Source organism: Microbacterium sp. NPDC056234, from assembly GCF_042267585.1.
In the GTDB taxonomy this organism is placed as follows: domain Bacteria; phylum Actinomycetota; class Actinomycetes; order Actinomycetales; family Microbacteriaceae; genus Microbacterium.
In genome coordinates this window covers 287287-308434 of the sequence record NZ_JBHJTE010000002.1, presented here as the reverse complement: position 1 = coordinate 308434, position 21148 = coordinate 287287, and the positions used below count along the sequence as shown (strand labels likewise).

Sequence of the window (21148 nt, the reverse complement as noted above, 5' to 3'; positions counted from 1 at the left end):
TTCGTCAGGATCCTCCTGATCTCGGTCAGCTCTGCTGATCTGGGGGCTAATCCGCGCTCATCACGGACTGCACGGTACCGTCGGAGGCCAGGTTCACCAGGAGCACGTCATCGGTGTCCTCCGCATCCAGCGCGTACTCGAGCACGGCGAACGGCTCAGAACCGCCGTGCTCGTCCGCGAGGATCGTCATGCTCATCAGCCGCAACGATCGGATGATGTCGACCGCGGCGTCGCCGGAGACGTCGACCAGGACCTCTTCGAGTTCATCGCCGTAGGCCTCCTGCTGCTGCAGGATGTACTCGGTCACCTCACTGGTGCGATCGTCGACCTCTGCGAGCATGCCGCGTCGTGCGGTGGCGTCGACATCCTCCAGTCCGGAGATGAGCGCGGCGGCGATGTCCAGCGCGTCGGGTGAGACGTCATCCTGGTCCGGCGCCGTGAGGTCGACGGTGACGGACTGGTCGCCGAACTCGACCGTCTCCGACCAGAAGATCGATCCGTCCGGCCCCGACGACAGGAGTCCGAAGTAGTCGTGTTCGATCGCCATACCGCTATGAAACCAGTCCCCGCGCGCTCGCGGTAGTCCCCATCACTGCCCCACCATCGCCTGGACGAAGGCGTGCGGTGTGAAGCCCGTCAGATCATCGATCCCCTCGCCCTGACCGAGCAGTTTCACGGGAATGCCGGTGCGCTCCTGGACCGCCAGGACGAACCCGGCCTTGGCCGATCCGTCGAGCTTCGTGATGACGAGTCCGGTGACGCCGGCGTGCTGCAGGAACGATTCCGCCTGCATGACGCCGTTCTGCCCCGTGGTCGCGTCGAGCACGAGCAGGACCTCGCTGATCGGCGCCTGCTTCTCGACGACGCGGCGGATCTTGCCGAGCTCGTCCATCAGGCCGCCCTTGGTGTGCAGACGCCCCGCGGTGTCGATGATCGCGATCTCGACGCCCTGGTTCTTGGCGTACTCCACCGTCTGGAAGGCGACGGAGGCCGGGTCCTGGCCTTCGTGCTGCGGGCGTACGATCGCGGCGCCTGCGCGCTGCGCCCACGTCGCGAGCTGATCGACCGCTGCCGCACGGAAGGTGTCGGCGGCCCCCACCACGACGCTGCGCTCGTACCGGCGCAGGAACTTCGTGAACTTGCCGATCGTGGTCGTCTTGCCGACGCCGTTGACTCCGACGACGAGCACGACCGCGGGGCGCTCGGTGAGCTTGAGCGTCGTGTCGAACTTCGCGAAATGCTCCTCGAGGGTCTCGCGCAGCATCCGCTGCAGGTCCTTGGGGTCGGTCGTGCGGTACTTCTCGACCTTCGCCTGCAGCTCCTCGACGACGCGCTCGGTGATCTCGGGGCCGAAGTCGGCGGTGATCAGCGCGGTCTCGAGGTCCTCCCACGTGGTCTCGTCGATCGTGGGTTTGACGAACATGCCGCGCAGTGCGCGACCGAGGGACCAGGACTTCTCCGCCATGCCTCCAGCCTACGGCCACGCTAAGATCACGGGATGCAGACACCGCTCGGCCGGCTCTACATCCATGGCGGTGGACGCCGAGGCGCGTCGGCCTGGCCGTCGCACGCGGATGCCGGGGGCGAGTTCGTGAGTTTCGACGAGAGGTCGTCGGTCCCCGCACAGGTCGAGCTGCTCGCCCGGCGACCGCGCGATTCGCTCGTCTTCGCCCATTCCATCGGCGCCGTGCCTGCCGTGCTCGCCGCACGTGTCATGCGACCGAAGGGTCTCGTACTCGTCGAGCCCGCGCTGTACGACATCGCCCGAGGAAGGCCGACGATCGAACGGCACGTCGGAATCGTCACGGAAGCACGCGCGCAGGCGGATGCCGGGAATCTGCGCGGATTCTGGGCGATCCTCCGCCCGCTCATGTTCGGCGGAGAATTCGACGCGGCCCGCTGGAACGACGAGCGTCCCCTTGCCGAGAGGTGGGCCGAGACGAATCTGCCGTGGGGCCACGGCGTGCGTGAGGACGTGCTCGACGGCATCCCGACCCTCGTCGTGACCGGCGGCTGGAACGACGAGTACGAGGTGATCGCCGGGCTGCTCGAGGAGCGCGGCGCACGGCACGTCGTCCTGCCTGGGGCCCAGCATCGCCCCCAGGACGTCGCGGGATTCGCGGCTCTCGTGGCCGAGTTCCAGACGACGCTGCACTGACCGCGTACCGAACCCCGGACGCCGCTCGCCGTCCGCGGCGTGTCGCAACCCGATGCCCCAGCGACTCGCCTGTGCCGCGCTGACCCGCCGGGGGTTCGGCACGGCAGAGCAGCGAGCGGGAGTCAGCTCGCGGCGGCTGCGCGGTCTCCGACGCGCTGCCCGACGACGGCCGAGACGCCGTCCTGGCGCATCGAGACGCCGTAGAGCGCGTCGGCGATCTCCATGGTGCGCTTCTGGTGCGTGATGACCAGCAGCTGCGAGCTCTCCCGCAACTGCTCGAACACCGTCAGCAGGCGACCGAGATTCGCGTCATCCAGCGCGGCCTCGACCTCGTCGAGGATGTAGAACGGGCTCGGACGCGCCTTGAAGATCGCGACGAGAAGGGCGACCGCCGCCAGCGATCGCTCGCCTCCCGACAGCAGCGACAGCCGCTCGATCTTCTTGCCGACCGGACGCACTGCGACCTCGATGCCGGTCGTGAGCATGTCGTCCGGATTCGTGAGCGAGATGCTCCCGGCTCCGCCGGGGAACAGCAGCGGGAACACCTCGGTGAACGCCTGCCTGGTGTCCTCGAACGCGCTCGCGAAGATCGTCTGCATGCGCTCGTCGAGATCCGCGATGATCGTCATGAGGTCCTGCCGCGTCCTGGTGAGATCAGCGAGCTGCTCGGTCAGGAAGGCGTGGCGCTGCTCGAGCGCGGCGAACTCCTCGAGCGCGAGCGGATTGACACGTCCGAGCTGCCCGAGCTTCCGCTCGGCCTCGCGAAGCCGTCGCTCCTGCACGCGCCGGTCGTATGGCACGCCGCTTCCCTCGCTCGCGTCCTCGGCATCCTCGGCGAGCGTCCCCGGCTCAGCACGCTCCGCAGGATCGCGAGGAACGAGCTGATCGGGACCATATTCCGCAACGAGAATATCTTCGTCGAGGGCGAGCTCACTGGCCACCCGATCCAGCAGGCTCGACAGGTGGAGCTTCTTCTCGTGGATCTGCAGCTCGAGGCCGTGCACGCTCTCCGTGAGGCCCGCGAGACGGTCGCGCAGGGTGTTCTCCTGGGCGCGCAGAGCCGTCAGTTCCTCGTTCTGCGCTGACCGCGCAGCCTCGGCCTCGGCGAGGGCCAGCCGCGCCTCGGCGACCGAGCGGTCCAGCGAATCGAGAATCCGCGGCAGTTCGGCCGCGACTCCGGAGGCCGCTTCGCGCTGCGCCCGTCGGATGACGGCACGACGTGCCGCCTCGGCCGCGGCATCGCGCTCCTGCTCGCGCTGACGTTCCAACGACGCGACGCGGGACTGCGCGGCGCGCACCCGCTCTCGCAGAGTCTCGATCTCGAGTCGCGCGGTGACCTCGCCCTCTCGGGCGGCCTCGAGCGCTTCGAGAAGTCCATCGCGCGCCGACGCATCCAGAACGGGCCGAGGTGCCGATTCGGCGGATTCGACCTCCGCCTTCGCCGAAGCCGCCTTCGTCTCGGCATCCGCGACCGCCGCCTGCGCCTGCGCGAGGCCTGCTTCAAGGCGCTCGCACTCGGCGATGGCCGACTCATGCTGCACGGTGACGCGGTTGATCTGCTCGGCGTACGTCGCGAGTGCGGCATCGTGCTCTCGGAGTGCCCGCAGCGTCTCCTTGGCGTGTCGACGGGTGCTCTCGACACGCTCGGTCGCGTCCTCGCGCGCGTCGCGCAGCGAGTCGACGATCACGCGGACCTCGTCCAGTCGTTCGGCCGCGGCATCCCGCTCGGCGGTCAGCTCCAGCCGTGATCGCTCGGAGCCGGAGCCTGCGCGCAATGTGTGGGCGGTGAGCACCTCGCCGGCGGAGGTCACGATGGTGGTCGTGGTGTCCGACATCGCATCCAGCGCCGCGCGAGCGGCCTTGGCCGCTGCAAGATCGTCGGCGATCACCACGTGCGCGAGGATGCCGAGCACGCCGGCGGGCGCTGTGACGACGTCGACGGCCGGAATGACGCCTGCGACACCGATCGTCGGGGAGCTCGGTCCCGTTGCTTCGGCGAGAACGAAATCGACCACGCCGCGGTCCGCGTCCTCGATCAGTACGGTGGCATGGTCGAGAGTGTCTACGAGCACGCCTTCGGCCAGCGGACCGAGCACTGCGGCGATCGCCGCTTCGAAGCCTGCCCGCACCTGCACGGCGTCTCCGACGAGGCCTCGAACGCCGAGCGCGCCGCTCTTCACGATCTCAGCCGCACCGCCTGAGAGCGACAATGCGCTCGTCAGCGCGGAGGTCTTGGCAGTGAGCGCATCGACCTCGCGCTCGGCCGCGTGCAGACGCTCGCGGAGCCCGTCTCGCTCGGTCTCCGCCGCGGTCGCTGCCGCTTGCGCCGACTCGTATGCAGCGGCGTGCTCGGCGGCAGTGCCCTCCGGCGCCTCGCCCTCTTCGAACGCCTCCAGCGCCTCGGCCGCCTCGCGTCGACGCGTGTGCGCGGCCTCCAACGCGTTCTCCTGACGCAGGACCGCGCCGCGCACGGCGGCCAGTGCTGATGCAGCGGCCTCGGCGTTTCCGCGGAGCCCGCTCACGCGCATGTCGTATTCGGACACCAGTGCGCTCTGCTCGGCGATGTCGACGTCGAGCGTGTCCAGCTCTGCGCGCGCCTGCATGACCTCGCGGCTCGCCACCGCGGCGGCATCCTGAGCATCGCCCAGGCCTTCGGAGATCCGCGTGATCTCATCCTTCGCGTCGTCGATCGTCGCCTGAGTGACCGTCACCGCGGTCACTGCGGCGTCGTCCTCTTCGGAACCGAGCAGCGCGAGACGCTGATTCGCGAGCGTGTACAGGCCGCGCATGCGTTCCTGCACCTGCTCCAGCCCGAAGGCCACACCGCGGGCCGCATCGACCGCCGCGGAGTTCTGGTCCGCCTCCAGGCGCGCGATCTCGGCTCTGACCTGATCGGCCTGATCGGTCAGCACGAGCCGCTCGGTGTGCCGTTCCTGCTCGGTCCGGGTGTGATCGGCCAGCGCTGTGCGCAGCGCCACGACGTCGTCGGCGAAGATCCGCGCCTTCGCGTCCCTGACCACAGCGGCGATGGTCTGCGCTTCGCGGGCGATCTCGGCCTGGCGGCCCAGTGGCTTGAGCTGCCTCCGGATCTCGCCCGCGAGGTCGCTCAGTCTGGTGAGATTCGCCTCCATGGCGTCGAGCTTGCGGAGCGTCTTCTCCTTGCGCCGCCGATGCTTGAGGATGCCGGCGGCTTCTTCGATGAACCCTCGGCGGTCCTCCGGCGATGCCTGCAGGACGGTGTCCAGGCGGCCCTGCCCGACGATCACGTGCATCTCGCGCCCGAGGCCGGAGTCGCTCAGGAGTTCCTGCACGTCCAGGAGTCGGCAGTTGGAGCCGTTGATCGCGTACTCGCTCGAACCGTTGCGGAACAGGGTGCGGCTGATGGTCACCTCGGCGTACTCGATCGGCAGCGCGCCATCGCTGTTGTCGATCGTGAGTTGAACCTCGGCGCGTCCGAGCGGGCCGCGCGTCGAAGTGCCGGCGAAGATGACATCCTCCATCTTGCCGCCACGCAGGGTCTTCGCCCCCTGCTCCCCCATCACCCACGCGAGCGCGTCGACGACGTTCGACTTGCCCGAACCGTTCGGTCCGACGATGCAGGTGACGCCCGGTTCGAACACGAAGGTCGTCGGCTGCGCGAACGATTTGAAGCCCTTGAGCGTCAGGCTCTTCAGATGCATGCGGGCACCAGTCGTCCGGGGAGAATCACGGCGGCTACGCTACCGGAATTCCGCGGCAGAACCGGCATCCCACACGGCAGAACCGCGTTTCGGCGAACGAGCGACACGCCGTCTTCCTGGGAAAATGCTTGACGCGTTTCAGGCTGTTCGCTAGCGTGTCTCTCCGGAACGCCATACGAAAGGAGGTTACCGATCATGATTCAGCTCATCGCACAGGCCACAGGCCTCGATACGCGCGCCTTCGGGGCGCCGCGTCCTGCGCATTCGGTAACCGTCTCCTTCGGCCTCCGCATCGCGCTCTCGTAGAACTGCAGCCTGAGATCTCCGGCCCCCACTGGGCCGTTCTCCGCCGCATTCCGCGCGCCACGGCCCTCTGACCTTTCGCGTCACGGCCGACTTCCTCCGCCGCAGCCGGGCATCTGCTTTCGCAGGTCTCCGGCTCACCGGCTTCCTCCGCCCTCCGTGCTCCGCCGGTTCGCCCCGGCGACTCCGGCGCCGCACTCGGGCATCTTCCATCACCATCACAACCATCACTGGAGTTCGAAGTGACCATCGCACAGCTGCACCGCAGCACCGCACACCCGCCCTGTACCGAGGATCGCGAGATCCTCCAGATTCCCGTCCCGATCGACCGCTCAGAGCTCGCTCTGGCCGACCGGCTGTCCCTGCGGATCGGTCTCTGGCTGCTCCTGCGGACCCAACGCCGCCGGGTTGTTCCGGCGGAGGTGGATGTGGCGTCGTTCTTCCCCGGCGCGCCCCACTTCACGCAGCGCGAAGCCCTGACCCTGCTCGCATTCGACCTGCAGCGCCAGCTGCGCTGATCGTAGGAGAACCGCAATGAGCATTCCGCTCACCGACACCGCGACGCTGCACCCGCTCGTGCTTCCGGCACGGGCGGGCGCAGCCCCCACCCCGGTGCTGCGCGAGTATGCCGCTGTGCGCAATGCCTCGATCCTCGAGAGCACCGGCAGGGATGACGACGCGCTCGAACCGGAAGCGCTGCTTCCGGTTCTCGCCAGCACTCCCGATCGCGTGCGCCGGCAGTGGTACATCGAGTCGGATGGGCGGATGGTCGGGTGCGCCGTCCTCGACATCTCCCAGGACGGCGAGAAGGACACCGCGCTGGTCACCGTCGCCGTGCTGCGCAAGGCTGCGGGCCGCGGCATCGGCCGCGCCGTGTATGCGCACCTCGAGACCGTCGCCCGTGAGGCCGGCGTCCGCCGGATGCTGCACTGGGCAGAGCATCATGAGGACGGATCGGATGCCGAACCACTGGCGTCTCCGACCGGCTTCGGTTCGGTCCCGGCCGACCGCTCGGCGCGTTTCCTCCTGCGAAACGGCTTCCGCCTCGAGCAGGTCGAGCGCGCGAGCGAGTTCCGCTGGACCGACGACAGTCTCCCCCACGTGACCGCGCTGCGCGATGAGGCGGCCCGCCATGCGCACGACTATCGAGTCGTGCGCTGGATGCTGCCGACGCCTGCAGAACATGTGGACGGCTACGCCTGGATGAAGTCCCGCATGTCCACCGACGTGCCTGAAGGCGAACTCGACATGCCGGAGGAGACGTGGGATGCCGCTCGTGTCGCCCAGCAGGACAGCCGGATCATCCGCAGAGGCTGGGCGCTGCAGGTCACCGCGGCGCAGCACATCCGCACCGGTGAGCTCTGCGCCTTCAACGAACTCGCGATCGGGTCGGACGCGGGAGCGACGACGCATCAGTACGACACGCTCGTCCTCGCCGAGCACCGCGGCCATCGTCTCGGAATGCTCGTGAAGACCGCCGGCCTGCTGGCCTGGCGCACGCAGTATCCGTCATCCGCACGGATCGTCACCTACAACGCGGAAGAGAACCGTCCGATGCTCTCGATCAACGAGGACATCGGCTTCACCGGCTTCGCCTACGAGGGCGCTTGGAAGAAGGAACTGACATGAACGACACCCTCCAGCTCGAACAGCTCGCCCTCCCGGCGACGCCGGACTCCGACGACGCGTCCGACTTCCGCGCTCTCGTCGAGCTGAACAACACCGTCTGCCGCAACGATGCCGGCACCGACGATCTCGCGCAGACTCCGGCCGAGCTCCTGGCGGGCCTGCGCGACACCGCCGATGCAGTGCAGCGCATCTTCATCATCCGCGAGGCAGGGGCTCTGGTCGGCGCCATCACCGTCGGCCACGCGACGGCCGAGCCCACGAGCAGCCAGATCGACCTCATGGTGCTCCCGGAGAACTGGGGCCGAGGGATCGAGGACGCTCTGCTCGCGCGCGCGGAGGAGGAGACCAGGATTCTGGGGCGCAAAGTCATGCAGACCTGGACGCTTCACCCCGGGCATGCCGAGGGGCCGACGATCACGCCGGCAACAGGATGGGGCGTCGTGGCCGACACTGCGCTCTCGCGGCTGCTGTCGAATTCCGGTTTCACCCTCGAGCAGGTCGAGCGCAACAGCGCGTTCGATCTGCAGGGGTCGATGAACGGTGTTCGTACCGCCTTCGAGGCGTCGCGCGTCGCTGCCGGATCCGACTACCGGCTCGTGGAGTGGACCATCCCCACTCCGCCTGAGCTGAAGGAAGGCTACGCCTGGGCGCTGTCGCGCATGTCTACGGACGTCCCGGCCGGTGCGTTGGAGATCGATGAGGAGATCTGGGACGCCGCACGCGTCGAGCGCCGCGAAGCGCGCCTGATCGAGGGCGGTCAGACGATGTCCGTCGCCGCGGCCCTGCATGTGCCCACGGGTCGACTTGCTGCGTTCAACGAGCTCGTGATCGATGCCGACCGCACCGCTGTCACGCATCAGTACTGCACGCTGGTGCTGCAGGAGCACCGTGGTCACAGCCTGGGCATGCTGGTGAAGTGCGCGAACCTGCTGCGCTGGCGCGATGTCGCCCCTGATTCGCCGCGGGTATCGACCTTCAACGCCGAGGAGAACCGACGAATGCTCGACATCAACGAACAGATCGGATTCACCCCGGTGTCGTACGCCGGAGCATGGCAGAAGAAGCTGGTCTGAGTGGGCTCGCCGACTGTGCGGATCATCCTTCGGGATGATCCGCACAGTCGGAACTGCATCGCGGGACCGATGTGCCGAGCGTCGCGTGCGACGAGGCTGAAGGTATGAATGCTCCTGTCCTCACCGCTCAAGCCCTGCAGAAGACCTTCGGCGCCACGCGCGCTCTCGCCGGCGTCGATCTCATGGTCGCCCGTGGCGAATCCGTCGCGATCATGGGTGCGTCCGGTTCGGGCAAGACGACGCTGCTGCACGTACTCGCCGGGATCACCGCTCCCGATGCGGGACGCGTCACTTTCACTACCGCATCCGGAATCGCACTGGAGGTGACCGGCCTCGGAGAATCCGAGCGCTCGCGCCTGCGCCGTGAGTCGTTCGGGTTCGTCTTCCAGCAGGGACTGCTGATCCCCGAGCTCACGGCGATCGAGAACGTCGCGCTCGCCCTCATGATCAACGGCACGCCCAGGCGCCCGGCCGAGGAGCACGCCGCCGGCTGGCTGGCCGCTCTGGGCCTGGCAGGCATGGAGCAGCGCCGTATCGGTGAGCTGTCCGGTGGACAGGCGCAACGCGTGGCGATCGCGCGGGCGCAGGTCACGGGCGCCGAGGTCGTCTTCGCCGATGAGCCGACGGGAGCACTGGACTCGCAGACGTCCTCCGAAGTCATGGACGCTCTGCTGTGGTCCACCACGGGTCAGGGGCGAACCCTCGTCGTCGTGACCCACGATTCGTCCGTCGCGCAGCGGTGCTCGCGCGTCGTGCACGTACGCGACGGTCGGATCATCCCGACGGAGGTGGCGGCATGAACCCGCGCGTGCTCGCCCTGCTGCTTCGCCCTGCACCTCGAGCGGGGGCGGTCATCGCGCTGCCCGTCGTCGCGTTCGGCATCGTCACGGCGCTGGTGCTCACTGTCACCGGCGGCGCGCAGACCTTCTGGACCTGGACGGACCCGGACGGCGTCGTCTATCAAGCACTCGCGGCGATCGCGCTCGTACTGCTCGTCGTCCCGCTCGCGGGTCTCGGCGGCGCGGCCGCTCGCCTGTCCGCGCGACGACGCGACGAGCGCTTGTCGACGCTGAGGCTGCTCGGTGTGTCCCCGACCGGGGTCACCGTCGCAACGGTCATCGAATCCGTCATGCTGGCCGCGGTCGGCGCCGCGGCCGGCGTCCTCGGCTACCTGGCTCTCTCCCCCGCGATCGGGCTCATCCCGTTCCGCGGCGAGCCGCTCGGCTGGACCGGCGTCCTGCTGCCTGCCGGCACCATCGCCCTGGTCGTCCTCGGCGTGCTGCTGCTCGCCGCGATCAGCGCCGTCGTCGGACTTCGTCGCGTGGTCATCTCGCCTCTCGGCGTACGGATGCGCACGGACGTCCCCAAAGCGCACTGGATGCGTGCGGTCGGTGGCGTGCTCATCGTGGCCGCGGCATTCGTCGCCATGCAGATCTTCCCTGGCCTCGGCGGAATCCTCGTGACGATCGTCGTGGTGGCCGGACTGTTCGCTGTGGGGCTGGCAGTACTGAACCTGATCGGGCCGTGGGCGGTCGCGGTGCAGGCTCGGCGACAGCTGCGGCGGGCGGAGAGCGCCGACCGGCTGCTGTCTGCTCGGCTCGTGCTCGAATCGCCCAAGACGGCGTGGCGTCAGGTCAGCGGCATCGCGATGGCGAGCTTCATGGCCGTGTTCGCCGGCAGCGGTGTCGCCGTCATGGACACCATGAGCGCCTCGTCGAATCCCGCGGACCTCGCCCTGGTCGTCGACATCCGCACCGGGTTGATCATCACACTCATCGGATCGTTCCTCATGGTCGCGGCATCCGTCGGCGTCAATCAGGCCGCCGAGATCCTCGACCAACGAGACCTCCATCGGAGCCTGCACCGACTCGGGATGCCGGTACAGACGCTCGACACCGCGCGTCGGCGTGCTGTGATGTCTCCCCTGCTGCTGACGACACTCGGATCTGCGCTGTGCGCGGCCGTGCTGATCTTCCCCCTGATCGGGATCGCTCTGATCGTCGCGCCGCTGTCACTCGCCACGATCGCGGTCGTCATCGCCGTCGGGATTACCCTGGTGTGGGCGAGCACCCGTGTGACGCGTCCGGTTCTGGAACGGAGCTTCGTCGAGGCATGAGCGAACTTCTTCCGCTCCGTCCCCGATGGATCCGCTCGGTCGGTCGGTGCTGAGCGCCCGTGGGGTCGCGGTGGAGTAGAGCGGTCAGATCGCGGCACGCCGGCGCTGGCACCGTGGGCAGTAGTGACTGGACCGGTTCATGAACGCCTCCCGGCGGATGTCGCCGCCGCACCGAGGACAGGGCTTCCCGCCGCGTCCATACGCGTTCAGCGAGTGGGCGAAGTAGCCCGCCTGCCCGTTGACGTTCACGTACTGCGCGTCGAAGCTCGTGCCGCCCTCGGCGAGAGCCTTCTCGAGAACGATCCTCACCTCGCCGAGCAGGCGACGCACCGACGGGACGGACAGCGCGCGCCCCTCGGTCTCCGGGTGGACTCGCGCAGCCCACAGCGACTCATCGGCGTAGATGTTGCCGATACCGCTGATCAGCGTCTGGTCCAACAGGATCCGCTTGATCGCGCTCGACCGGCGGCGCACCGCGGCGATGAAGAAGGCATCGTCGAACGCCGGATCGATCGCGTCCCGTGCGATGTGACGGACCTGGCTCGGAACGAGATCGTCGCCGTCGGGAACGAGCGCGTCGACCGCGAGTGAGCCGAACGTCCGCTGGTCCGCGAACACGACCGCCACTTCTCCATGCTGCGGGTGATGGATGCCGAGGCGGATCCGCTCGTGCCGCTCGGCCGGAGCATCTGGCGCGCGCAGCAGCATCTGTCCGCTCATGCCGAGGTGCGCCGTCAGGGCGCGATCGGCACCGACCAACGGCATCCAGAGGAATTTGCCACGGCGTTCGGCTCCGGCGATCTCGGCGCCTTCGAGAAGGCCGGCGAAATCGGCGGCGCCGGCGGGATGCCGCGTGAGCGCCCGTTCGTCGAAGACGACGACCGAACTGACGGTCGCGCCGATCACGGCCGGCGCGAGGCCGGCACGGACGACCTCGACTTCAGGAAGCTCAGGCACGGTCGCTGAGCACCCGCCACGCGGTCAGCGCAGCAGCCATCTCGGCGGTCTTCTTGCTCGTCCCGTCACCGGTGGTCGTCACATCGCCGACGACGACGGTCGCCGTGAAGCGACGGTCGTGATCGGGACCGTCCGACTGCACCGAGTACAGCGGCGGCGGCGAGCCGACGCGAGCGGCGAGCTCCTGCAGGCTCGTCTTCGGATCCATCGCGGCGCCGTAGCGCTCAGGGTCCGCCAGCAACGGCTCGATGAGCCGCAGAACGAGATCCGTCGCTGCGTCCGGTCCTGCGGACAGATACGTGGCGCCGATGACTGCCTCGGTCGTGTCCGCGAGGATGGAGTCCTTGTCGCGCCCGCCGGTCTGCTCTTCCCCGCGACCGAGCAGGATGAACTCGCCCAGCCCGATGCCGCGCGCGACTTCGGCCAGAGCGACGGTCGAGACGACGCTCGCGCGCCGCTTCGCCAGCTGCCCCTCGTCCAGATCCGGGTGCGTGGTGAACAGCATCACCGTGACAGCCTGACCGAGCACGGAGTCGCCCAGGAACTCCAGGCGCTCGTTGTGCGGGATGCCGCCGTGCTCGTACGCGTAGGAACGGTGGGTCAGCGCCAACGCCAGAAGCTCAGGGTCGATACCGACCCTGAGCTTGGCGATGAGAGGCGCTGTCCCACCGGGGACATCCGTCACGATCGTGAGACCGTGATTCAGACGTCTGCGACCTTGCGGCCCTTGTACTCGAGGAACAGCTCGGTGCCCTGCGAGTCGGTGACGACCTTCGCCTGGTGCGGGCGGCTGTAGACGGTCTTACCGTTCTCAACGGTCTTGACGAGCGCGATGGGCGCCGCCTTCCACTGCGCGCGACGCGAGCGGGTGTTGGAACGGGAAACCTTGCGCTTCGGGGGGTTACCGGCCATGGCTAACTCTCTTCTGTATTCTCGGGCGCGCGGGTGTCTTCCGCACTCCCCTGGTCTGCGATCTGTTGGAGCGCACTCCATCGAGGATCGATGGGAGCGGCAGTCTCTGCCCCGGTGCTCTCGGCCAGTCGCTCACCCGTGATCGGGTCAAGACCCGGGCAATCCGGCTGACACACCGGCTGAAATGGAAGCGACAGAACCGCCGCATCCCTGACCAGAGTTTCAAGATCCACGTGGTCGTCTTGAACCTCGTAGTCAGTTTCTTCCTCACCAGGATACGCGAAAAGCTCCTGGAACTCGACTTCGACAGGCGCAGAGATGTCTGTGAGGCATCGGCCGCACACGCCGACGTACGTTCCGTCCGCCGTTCCGGACACGAGGATGCCCTCGTGAACCGACTCCAGACGCACGTCCAGCTCGAGGTCGGAACCGGCCTGGAGCGACACGATCCCCTCACCCCACTGCTCGCGCAGCGGCACCATGAAGGCATGCTCGCGCATCTCCCCCGGGTGTCGGACGATGTCGCGGACGGGCAGCACAAAGGGTCCGTTCAGTCGGGATTTCACTCTTCGAGTCTAACGGCTCAGATGCCGCGCGCTCCGGTGTCGAGGAACTCGGCGACCACGCGCGGTACGAATGGCGACACATCACCGCCGAGGCCGGCCACCTGACGCACCAGTGAACTCGAGACGAGAGCATGAGAGGGGTCGGGCAGCAGGAAGACCGTCTCGATGTCAGCGAGGTGCCGGTTCACGATCGCCATGGGGGTCTCGTAGGCGACATCGATCTGCGATCGGATGCCCTTGACGAGCACTCCAGCACCCACATCGCGCGCGTAGTCCACGAGCAGTCCCATGCTCCAGGCGCCGACGACGATGTCCCCGGACATGCCTTCGTCGGCGATCGACTGCTCGAGCAGACTCACTCGCTGAGCGATCGGCAGCATCGCCTCCTTGCCCGGGTTGTGCACCACGAGCACATGGAGTTCGTCGTACAGCTTCGCCGCGCGACGGATGACATCGAGATGACCCAGGGTCGGCGGGTCGAAGGAACCCGGGACGACAGCGATCCGGCTGCTCATGCTTCCAGCCTAGGCCACCACGGGACGGGGTCAGTTCTTCGCGAGAGCGGCACGATCCTCGGCGCTCACACGACGTGCGATCGCCGCGTGCAACCCCGGATGACGGTCCAGCAGCGGGTCGGCGTCGAGAATGTCTTCGGCGAGCCGGCGAGCCCGAGCGATCAGGGCGGTGTCCTTCACCACACGCAGCAGTTTCAACGACGACCGGATGCCGGACTGCGTCGACCCGAGAACATCGCCCTCACCGCGCAACTCGAGATCGACCTCGGCCAGAGCGAAGCCGTCCAGCGTCGCCGCGACCGCCTCGACCCTGTCACGCGCGAGAGTGCCCTCTTCGGCTTCCGTCACGAGCAGACACAGCCCTGGAACGCCGCCGCGACCGACGCGTCCGCGGAGCTGGTGCAGCTGGGAGACGCCGAAACGATCGGCGTCGAGAATGATCATGGTCGACGCATTAGGCACATCGACGCCGACCTCGATCACGGTCGTCGCGATCAGAACGTCGATCTCACCGCGGGCGAATGCCTGCATCACGGCATCCTTCTCGTCCGCCGGCATGCGCCCATGCAGAACCGCGCGACGCAGTGCCGAGATCCTCGGGTGCGTCGCGAGCGCCTCATCCAACTGGACCACGCCCCAGCGCGGTCCGGCCGCGCCCTCGGGCGCCAGCGGCTGATCGCCGACCTCTGCGGTCTTGGCTGCCGTGTCGATGGCCGCGCACACGACGAAGACCTGACGCCCCTGAGCGACCTCCTCCGCCGCGCGTTCGAACACCCGCGCGAACCATCCCGGATGCTCGGCGAGCGGCGCCACGAAGGTCTCGATCCCCGCGCGCCCTGCGGGCATCGTGCGGATGATCGAGGTGTCCAGATCTCCGAAGACCGTCATCGCGACCGTGCGCGGGATCGGCGTCGCCGTCAGGACCAGCGCGTGCGGGCTGGAACCCTTGGCACGCAGTGCCTCGCGCTGCTCGACACCGAAGCGGTGCTGCTCATCGACGACGACGAGGCCGAGATCGGCGAACGTGGTCTTCTCCCCCAGCAGCGCGTGCGTGCCCACCACGATCAGCGCCTGGCCGCTGGCGACCCGCAGCGCCGCTTTGCGCCGTGCCGGCGCTGACATCTGCCCGGTCAGCAGGGTCGGCATGACCAGCGGCGCCAGCTCGGGCCCCAGCATCTTGGTGATCGAGCGCAGATGCTGCCCGGCGAGCACTTCCGTGGGGGCGATCAGTGCTGCCTGTCCGCCGGATTCTGCGACCTGCAGCATGGCGCGCAGCGCCACGAGCGTCTTGCCCGAGCCGACCTCGCCCTGCACGAGGCGGTTCATCGGCCAGTCGCCGATGAGATCCTTCGCGACCTGATCGCCGACCGTGTGCTGGTCCGCGGTGAGTTCGTAAGGGAGCGCAGCGTCGAATCGCTCCAGCAGGCCGCCGGTTCCGGCGGGTCGGCGGGTGGCGCTGAGCATCCGTACGAACGCGCGCTGCTGCAGCAACGCGGTCTGCAGCACGATGGCCTCGTGCATCCGCAGCGTCCGCACGGCCGGGTCGATGTCGTTGCGGGTCTCCGGACGGTGCACCTGCACGAGGGCCGTTCGCGCGTCGAGGAGCCCCTCCGCTGCGCGGACGTCCGCCGTCAGCGGATCGGGGATGTCCGTGAGTTCGGGTAGCACGCGCTCCATGTGCTTCTGCAGCGTCATGCTGGCCACGGTCGCCGTCGCCGGGTAGATCGGGATGGGCCTGGTCGAGCGGATGTCCGCACGCTTGCGAGCCTCGAGCTCGTCGTCGAACAGCTCGTAGTCGGGATGCGCGAGCTGCATCGTCTCGCGATAGAAGCCGACCTTGCCGGAGAAGATCCCCCGGCGCCCCGGCTCCAGCTGACCTTTGCGCCAATCCGCCTGCTGCTTGTTCTTCGCGAAGAACGTCAGGTTCACCTGCCCGACCCCGTCGCTGATGGTCACCTCGACCATCGCGCCGGACCGATTGCGCATGACGCGCACACTGGATGAGACGATCTGCGCGACGATCGTGACCATCTCGCCGGGCGGGAGATCGAGAATCGGCGTGAGCTCACCCGGATCCGCGTACCGTCGAGGGTAATGCGAGACGAGATCGCCCACCGTCACCATGCCGAATGCGCGTTCCAGCGGCTTCGCCGCCTTGTCGCCGAGCGCCAGAGTCAGCGGCGCGTCGAGACTCAAGGACATGGCATCGAGTCTAGAAGGGGCCGGGGACGTCAGCACCACGCCGCAGCCGCACGACGGCGGTGTCATAGGGTGAACGGGTGACCAGGATCATCGCGGGAGAAGCCGGCGGCACGCGACTCACCGTCCCGGCCAGCGGCACCAGGCCCACCAGCGACCGTGTACGCGAGTCGCTGTTCGGGGCGCTGGAGTCCTCGGACGCGATCGAGGGCGCACGCGTGCTCGATCTCTACGCCGGCTCGGGTGCGCTCGGTCTGGAAGCACTCAGTCGCGGGGCGGCATCCGTCGATCTGGTCGAGCTCTCGAAGGGGGCGGCCGGGGTTATCCGCCGCAACGCCCAAGCGGTCTCGCGCGTGACAGAGCGACCGTCGCGGGTGCATCATCTCGGCGTGCATGCCTACCTAATGCGCGCTGCCGGTCCGTTCGATCTCGTGTTCTCCGACCCGCCGTACGACATCGACGACGCGGCCATGACCGCCGATCTGACGGCACTCGCTCCCCTGCTGTCGGCGGACGCGCTCGTCGTCATCGAACGCGCCAGGCGCTCCACGCCGCCCGCCCTCGACGCCGCGGGTCTCGAGGAGGTCCGCACCCGGACATACGGCGACACCACCCTGTGGTGGGCTCAGCCGGCCGCGGAATCCCAGTCGCGATAAGGATCCCATCCGGCGACATCGACGGGCGCCCCGTCGCACACCAGACCGTCCTGCCCGCGTTCGCGCACGACGCCGATCACGCGGAAACCGGGCGCGAGCCGATCGGGCGGGAACGTCGCGAGCAGAGCATGGTCCTCTCCGCCTGCCAGCGCGCGCACCGGATCGGGGCCGAGCCGATCGCTGTGCAGGTCGAGCGTGACCCCCGAGGCATCCGCCATGCGTCCGGCATCCAGAGCGAGACCGTCGGAGACGTCCATCATGGCCGTCGCACCCGCCGTGGCCGCCACCGGGCCGAGCCCGATCGGCGGGCGGGGGCGCAGTTGCGCCGCGACAGCATCCGTCTCTCCTGCAGCGAGCCGTGAGCGGTCGACGGGCACAGGAGTCTCGCCGTCCCGGAAGCGGCCGAACAGCACTGCGAGCCCGTGTGCCGCGTGACCCAGTTCTCCGGCCACGGCGACCACGTCGCCGGGCCGTGCACCGGAGCGCGTGACAGCGGCGTGGCCCTCCAGGTCTCCGAGCGCTGTCACGGCGATCGTGAGCACATCCGAGGTGGTCAGGTCTCCTCCCACGACAGCGCAGCCGGGAGACAGCGCGTCGCACGCCTCACGGAAACCGTCCGCGAGACGCTCGACGAACGACAACCGCATCTCGCGCGGCACCGCCAGCGCCACCAGCAGCGCCGTCGGACGCGCTCCCATCGCTGCGATATCCGCCAGGTTGACCGCGGCGGCCTTCCATCCGAGGTCGTAGCCGCTGGACCACGCAAGACGGAAATCGGGGCCGTGCACGAGCGTGTCGGTGGTCACGACGACGGAGCCGCTCGGCGCGGCGACCACGGCCGCGTCGTCGCCGGGACCGAGGATCGTATGACTCGCCGGCGGTGTCCGCGTCAGGATCGCCCGCAGGATCTGCCCCTCGGAGAGGTCGGACAGGCGGGGATCATCGTCGGCTGAACGGGAGGGCATGCTGTCAAAGGTAGCCTGGAAGCATGCGTTCCCGTCTCGCCGTCTCCGCTGTTCTGCTGCTCGGAACGGCACTCCTCGGTGGATGCTCGACCACGGTCCACATGGAGCCCGCCGCCGACGCGAACAACCCGCTGTGCGCCGATGTCGTCGTCAGCCTGCAGAACACGAGCACGCTCGCCGGACAGGACCGGCGTTGGACGGATGCGCAGGCGACCGCCGCGTGGGGCGAGGAGAGTTCGGCGATCCTGCTGACCTGCGGCCTGGACAAGCCGGCGCCGACCGCTGAACTGCAGTGCGTCACGCTCGAAGGCGTCGACTGGCTCGTCGACGCCTCCGAGACCCCGTACGTGCGCCTGACGACCTACGGGCGCGAGCCGGCCGTCCAGATGTACATCGACACCGGAGTGGTCAGCTCGAACGACGTGATCAGCAACCGCGGCATCGTCGGCGCGATCACCTCGATCCCCGCAGACGGCAACTGCACGTCTCCCGACGAGCTTCCGCAGGACTACGACCCGGATGCCGGGAACTGACGCTCCTCAGTCGGACAGTCCCGCCTCGATCAGCTCCGTGATCAGCTCGGTGTAGCTGAGCCCTGAGGCGATCCAGCACTTCGGGAACATCGAGATCGGCGTGAACCCGGGCATCGTGTTCAGCTCGTTCACGACGAGCTCGCCCGCCGACGTCACGAAGAAGTCCACGCGGGCGAGGCCCTTCCCGTCCACAGCTTCGAAGGCCCGCACGGCGGCATCCTGCAGCTGTGCGATCAACGCGTCGTCGACGTCTGCGGGGCAGACGATCTCGACCCCGTCGCCGCCGAGGTATTTGCCCTCGAAGTCGTAGAAGCTGCGCGAGGTGAGCACGACCTCGCCGGGCAGCGAGGCCCTCGGACGAGCTCCCTGCCTCCCGGCCAGGACACCGACCTCGATCTCGCGGCCTTCGACACGGGACTCCACGAGCACCTTGTCGTCCTCGGCGAAGGCGACGCTCAGGGCGGCATCCAGCCCTGAGCCGTCGTCGACCCGAGAGACGCCGACGCTCGATCCGGCGCTGGCCGGCTTGACGAAGACGACCGGTCCCAACGCGGCGACCTGTGCGCGAACAGTGTCGGGGTCGGCGGCCCACTGCGCACTGCGGACCGTGATCCCCGGGGAGACGGGGATGCCCGCGGCGGTGAGCGCCAGCTTGGTGAAGTGCTTGTCGAGGCAGATCGCGGAATCGAGGATGCCGCAGCCCGCGTACGGCACATCGATCACGTCGAAGAAGCCCTGGATGGCGCCGTCCTCGCCGTGCAGTCCGTGCAGCAGGGGCAGCACCACATCGATCTCGCCCAGCTCGGCCACGTCTCCATCGGCGTGCACGACGCGCAGCGTGCGGTCGCCGTCGGGCTCCGGCCACCGCACCCGACTGCCGTTGTCGACGACTTCCGGGAGTTTCTCCGCATCGAGCGCGAACTTGTCCGGATCGTCGGCCTCGAGGACGAAGGCGCCCTCGCGCGTGATCCCGACCGGGATCACGTCATAGCTGTCGCGGTCAATCGCGCGCAGGACCCCGCCCGCCGTCGCGGAGCTGATCGAGTGCTCGCTGGAACGCCCGCCGAAGAGCACCACCACCGTCTGCTTTGCCATGATTGGTCCTCTCCCCCTGCGGGGTGTCGTCGTCGGTGGTCAGGTGCGGCGCGATGTCGCGCGGGTTCATGGTGCCGTCCAGCACCATCTTCACCTGCTGCACGATGGGCATCTCCACATCGGCCTCGTGCGCGAGCTGCAGGATGGGCGCCACGGACGCCAGCCCCTCCGCGGTCTGCTGCATCTGCGCGACCACGTCCTGGAATCCATAGCCCTGCCCCAGCAGTCGCCCGGCGGTGTTGTTGCGGCTCAGTGGCGACTGGCACGTCGCGATCAGATCGCCGAGGCCGGCGAGACCCTGCAGCGTCTCGGGTTGCGCGCCGTAGGCGACGGCGAAGTCGGTCATCTCGACCAGGCCCCGCGTGATGATCGACGCTTTCGTGTTCTCGCCGTACCCCACACCGTCCACGATGCCGATCGCGACCGCGATCAGGTTCTTGAGCACGCCGCCGAACTCCGTGCCGATGACGTCGGTGTTCACGAAGGTGCGGAAGTACGTGTTGCGCGCGGCGCGCGCGACGGTCTCGGCGGTCTCCTGGCTGACAGAGGAGATCACGGCCGCCGTCGGCTGCTCTCGAGCGATCTCCAGTGCCAGGTTCGGGCCGGACGCGACGGCGATGCGAGCGGGGTCGCATTCGAGCTCGTGCTCGATCACCTGACTCATCCGCTGGCCGGTGCCGCGCTCGACACCTTTCATGAGACTGACGATCGGAGCGGAACTCGACTCGATCAGCGGCCGGAGCGTCTTCAGGTTCTCGCGGAGCGTCTGGCTCGGCACCGAGAGGTAGATCTGATCGGCGCCGTCGAGTGCCCTGGCCAGGTCATGCGTCGCGTCGAGCGTTCGCGGCAGATTGATCCCGGGCAGATAGCGCGAATTGCGCTTCGCCTCGGCGATCTCGTGAGCGAGTTCGGGCCGGCGAGCCCACATCGTGACCCTGGCGCCGCCGTCGGCGAGGATCTTCCCGAAGGTGGTTCCCCAGCTTCCGGCGCCGACGACGACGACCCGGGGGCCGGTGTCGGCGGTGGTTCGTCTAGGAGTCAAGGCGACCGGTCTCCTTCTGCCCGTGATCGGTCGGATTCCAGCGCTGCGCCGGCGCCTTCTCGCTCCTGACCTGCTCGAGGAGAGCGGTGATCGCGTCCATGAGCCGCGTCGTGGCCTCGTTCAGCGCCGCGGTGTCGCCGGACCGGCCCTTGAGATCCGACAGGTCGATCGGGTCACCGATGATGACCTGGACCGGTTTGCGGGGCGGCCAGAGCTTCAGGCCCTTCTGGTACCGCCCCATGATCTCCTGAGTACCCCACTGGGCCATCGGGATGAGCGGGATGTCACCGGCCAGCGCCAGGCGCACAGCGCCGGACTTGCCGCGCATCGGCCACAGATCGGGGTCGCGCGTCAGAGTTCCTTCGGGGTACACGATGACCCCGCGACCGTGTTCGACGAGATCCTTCGCCTGCGCCATCGTCTGCTTCGCCGCGGCGCCAGATGCGGTCCTGGCGACCGGGATCATGCCGGTGGCGCGCAGCGCGGCACCGACGACCGGGACCCGGAACAGGCTCTCCTTCGCCATGAAGCGCGGCGCGCGACCGATCTTCCACACGGCGACGGCGACGACGAGAGGGTCGAACTCCGAGTAGTGGTTCGGCGCGAGCACGAACGCACCGTCCCGCGGCAGCTTCTCCTTCCCGACGAAGGTCATCTTCGTCAGGTAGGACATGAACGGAAGGACGACGGCGGCGAGCAGCCACCAGACGCTCGGGCGGGACTTCTCGGGTGACCGGGAGCCCATGGTG

21 protein-coding genes are annotated in these 21148 nt (G+C 68.4%); 8 read left to right on the top strand and 13 right to left on the bottom strand.

All coding sequences use genetic code 11. The features are described from left to right. Positions 1-46: 46 nt before the first annotated feature. On the bottom strand, positions 47-547 hold the full coding sequence (locus tag ACFCYE_RS07315; protein WP_376177595.1) for a DUF2004 domain-containing protein: 501 nt from the start codon (positions 545-547) through the stop codon (positions 47-49). A gap of 42 nt (positions 548-589) precedes the next feature. Next, positions 590-1465, bottom strand: a complete 876-nt coding sequence (gene ftsY / locus ACFCYE_RS07310; RefSeq protein WP_376177593.1) for a signal recognition particle-docking protein FtsY — start codon at positions 1463-1465, stop codon at positions 590-592. Positions 1466-1498: 33 nt separating this feature from the next. Between ftsY and ACFCYE_RS07305 the strand changes: the two genes are divergently transcribed. Further along, the gene (locus ACFCYE_RS07305; RefSeq protein WP_376177591.1) at positions 1499-2158 is read left to right on the top strand and encodes an alpha/beta hydrolase; all 660 of its coding nucleotides are present in this window, start codon (positions 1499-1501) and stop codon (positions 2156-2158) included. A 122-nt stretch (positions 2159-2280) separates the two neighbouring features. On the opposite strand, the gene smc is transcribed toward ACFCYE_RS07305, so the two are convergent. Next, positions 2281-5838, bottom strand: a complete 3558-nt coding sequence (smc, locus tag ACFCYE_RS07300; protein WP_376177589.1) for a chromosome segregation protein SMC — start codon at positions 5836-5838, stop codon at positions 2281-2283. 545 nt (positions 5839-6383) lie between these two features. On the opposite strand from smc, the gene ACFCYE_RS07295 reads away from it, so the two are divergent. From ACFCYE_RS07295 to ACFCYE_RS07275, 5 genes are all read left to right on the top strand, one after another. Further along, positions 6384-6659: a hypothetical protein gene (locus ACFCYE_RS07295; RefSeq protein ID WP_376177587.1), complete on the top strand. Its 276-nt coding sequence runs from the start codon at positions 6384-6386 to the stop codon at positions 6657-6659. Between the two features lie 16 nt (positions 6660-6675). Continuing rightward, complete coding sequence (locus ACFCYE_RS07290; RefSeq protein ID WP_376177585.1) at positions 6676-7770, top strand: GNAT family N-acetyltransferase; 1095 nt, start codon at positions 6676-6678, stop codon at positions 7768-7770. Further along, positions 7767-8843, top strand: a complete 1077-nt coding sequence (locus ACFCYE_RS07285) for a GNAT family N-acetyltransferase (RefSeq protein ID WP_376177583.1) — start codon at positions 7767-7769, stop codon at positions 8841-8843. Before ACFCYE_RS07290 ends, ACFCYE_RS07285 begins: the two co-directional genes overlap by 4 nt. 104 nt (positions 8844-8947) lie before the next feature. Continuing rightward, on the top strand, positions 8948-9643 hold the full coding sequence (locus ACFCYE_RS07280) for an ABC transporter ATP-binding protein (protein WP_376177581.1): 696 nt from the start codon (positions 8948-8950) through the stop codon (positions 9641-9643). Beyond that, a complete protein-coding gene (locus ACFCYE_RS07275; protein ID WP_376177580.1) occupies positions 9640-10959 on the top strand; it encodes a permease in 1320 nt (439 codons plus the stop codon). The genes ACFCYE_RS07280 and ACFCYE_RS07275 overlap by 4 nt, the downstream gene beginning before the upstream one ends. Positions 10960-11043: 84 nt before the next feature. Here the strand turns inward: ACFCYE_RS07275 and mutM are convergent, their stop codons facing one another. The 6 genes from mutM to ACFCYE_RS07245 form a co-directional block, all read right to left on the bottom strand. After that, positions 11044-11916: a bifunctional DNA-formamidopyrimidine glycosylase/DNA-(apurinic or apyrimidinic site) lyase gene (gene mutM, locus ACFCYE_RS07270; RefSeq protein ID WP_376177578.1), complete on the bottom strand. Its 873-nt coding sequence runs from the start codon at positions 11914-11916 to the stop codon at positions 11044-11046. Next, positions 11909-12601 (bottom strand): ribonuclease III, encoded by a 693-nt coding sequence (gene rnc, locus ACFCYE_RS07265; protein WP_376177577.1) that lies wholly within the window; start codon positions 12599-12601, stop codon positions 11909-11911. Before rnc ends, mutM begins: the two co-directional genes overlap by 8 nt. Before the next feature lie 17 nt (positions 12602-12618). Next, positions 12619-12828, bottom strand: a complete 210-nt coding sequence (rpmF, locus tag ACFCYE_RS07260) for a 50S ribosomal protein L32 (protein ID WP_042541694.1) — start codon at positions 12826-12828, stop codon at positions 12619-12621. A 2-nt stretch (positions 12829-12830) separates the two neighbouring features. Further along, on the bottom strand, positions 12831-13328 hold the full coding sequence (locus ACFCYE_RS07255; RefSeq protein WP_376178144.1) for a DUF177 domain-containing protein: 498 nt from the start codon (positions 13326-13328) through the stop codon (positions 12831-12833). Between the two features lie 83 nt (positions 13329-13411). Next, complete coding sequence (gene coaD, locus ACFCYE_RS07250; RefSeq protein WP_376177574.1) at positions 13412-13909, bottom strand: pantetheine-phosphate adenylyltransferase; 498 nt, start codon at positions 13907-13909, stop codon at positions 13412-13414. A gap of 30 nt (positions 13910-13939) precedes the next feature. Further along, positions 13940-16111: an ATP-dependent DNA helicase RecG gene (locus ACFCYE_RS07245; RefSeq protein ID WP_376177573.1), complete on the bottom strand. Its 2172-nt coding sequence runs from the start codon at positions 16109-16111 to the stop codon at positions 13940-13942. A 77-nt stretch (positions 16112-16188) separates the two neighbouring features. Between ACFCYE_RS07245 and rsmD the strand changes: the two genes are divergently transcribed. Beyond that, positions 16189-16764, top strand: coding sequence for a 16S rRNA (guanine(966)-N(2))-methyltransferase RsmD (rsmD, locus tag ACFCYE_RS07240; RefSeq protein WP_376177571.1), 576 nt, complete (start codon positions 16189-16191; stop codon positions 16762-16764). Here the strand turns inward: rsmD and thiL are convergent. Beyond that, a complete protein-coding gene (gene thiL, locus ACFCYE_RS07235) occupies positions 16734-17729 on the bottom strand; it encodes a thiamine-phosphate kinase (RefSeq protein ID WP_376177570.1) in 996 nt (331 codons plus the stop codon). The two genes, rsmD and thiL, sit on opposite strands and share 31 nt — an antisense overlap. A gap of 23 nt (positions 17730-17752) precedes the next feature. On the opposite strand from thiL, the gene ACFCYE_RS07230 reads away from it, so the two are divergent. Beyond that, on the top strand, positions 17753-18262 hold the full coding sequence (locus ACFCYE_RS07230) for a DUF3515 family protein (protein WP_376177569.1): 510 nt from the start codon (positions 17753-17755) through the stop codon (positions 18260-18262). A gap of 6 nt (positions 18263-18268) precedes the next feature. Here the strand turns inward: ACFCYE_RS07230 and ACFCYE_RS07225 are convergent, their stop codons facing one another. Genes ACFCYE_RS07225 through ACFCYE_RS07215 form a run of 3 tightly spaced genes read right to left on the bottom strand, consistent with a single transcriptional unit; the run spans position 18269 to position 21144 of the window. Continuing rightward, complete coding sequence (locus tag ACFCYE_RS07225; protein ID WP_376177567.1) at positions 18269-19357, bottom strand: D-alanine--D-alanine ligase family protein; 1089 nt, start codon at positions 19355-19357, stop codon at positions 18269-18271. Then, complete coding sequence (locus ACFCYE_RS07220; RefSeq protein WP_376177566.1) at positions 19263-20399, bottom strand: NAD(P)H-dependent glycerol-3-phosphate dehydrogenase; 1137 nt, start codon at positions 20397-20399, stop codon at positions 19263-19265. The genes ACFCYE_RS07225 and ACFCYE_RS07220 overlap by 95 nt, the downstream gene beginning before the upstream one ends. Continuing rightward, positions 20389-21144 carry a lysophospholipid acyltransferase family protein gene (locus tag ACFCYE_RS07215; RefSeq protein WP_376178143.1) on the bottom strand — a complete coding sequence of 252 codons (756 nt, stop codon included), beginning with the start codon at positions 21142-21144 and terminating at the stop codon, positions 20389-20391. The genes ACFCYE_RS07220 and ACFCYE_RS07215 overlap by 11 nt, the downstream gene beginning before the upstream one ends. Positions 21145-21148 lie beyond the last annotated feature (4 nt).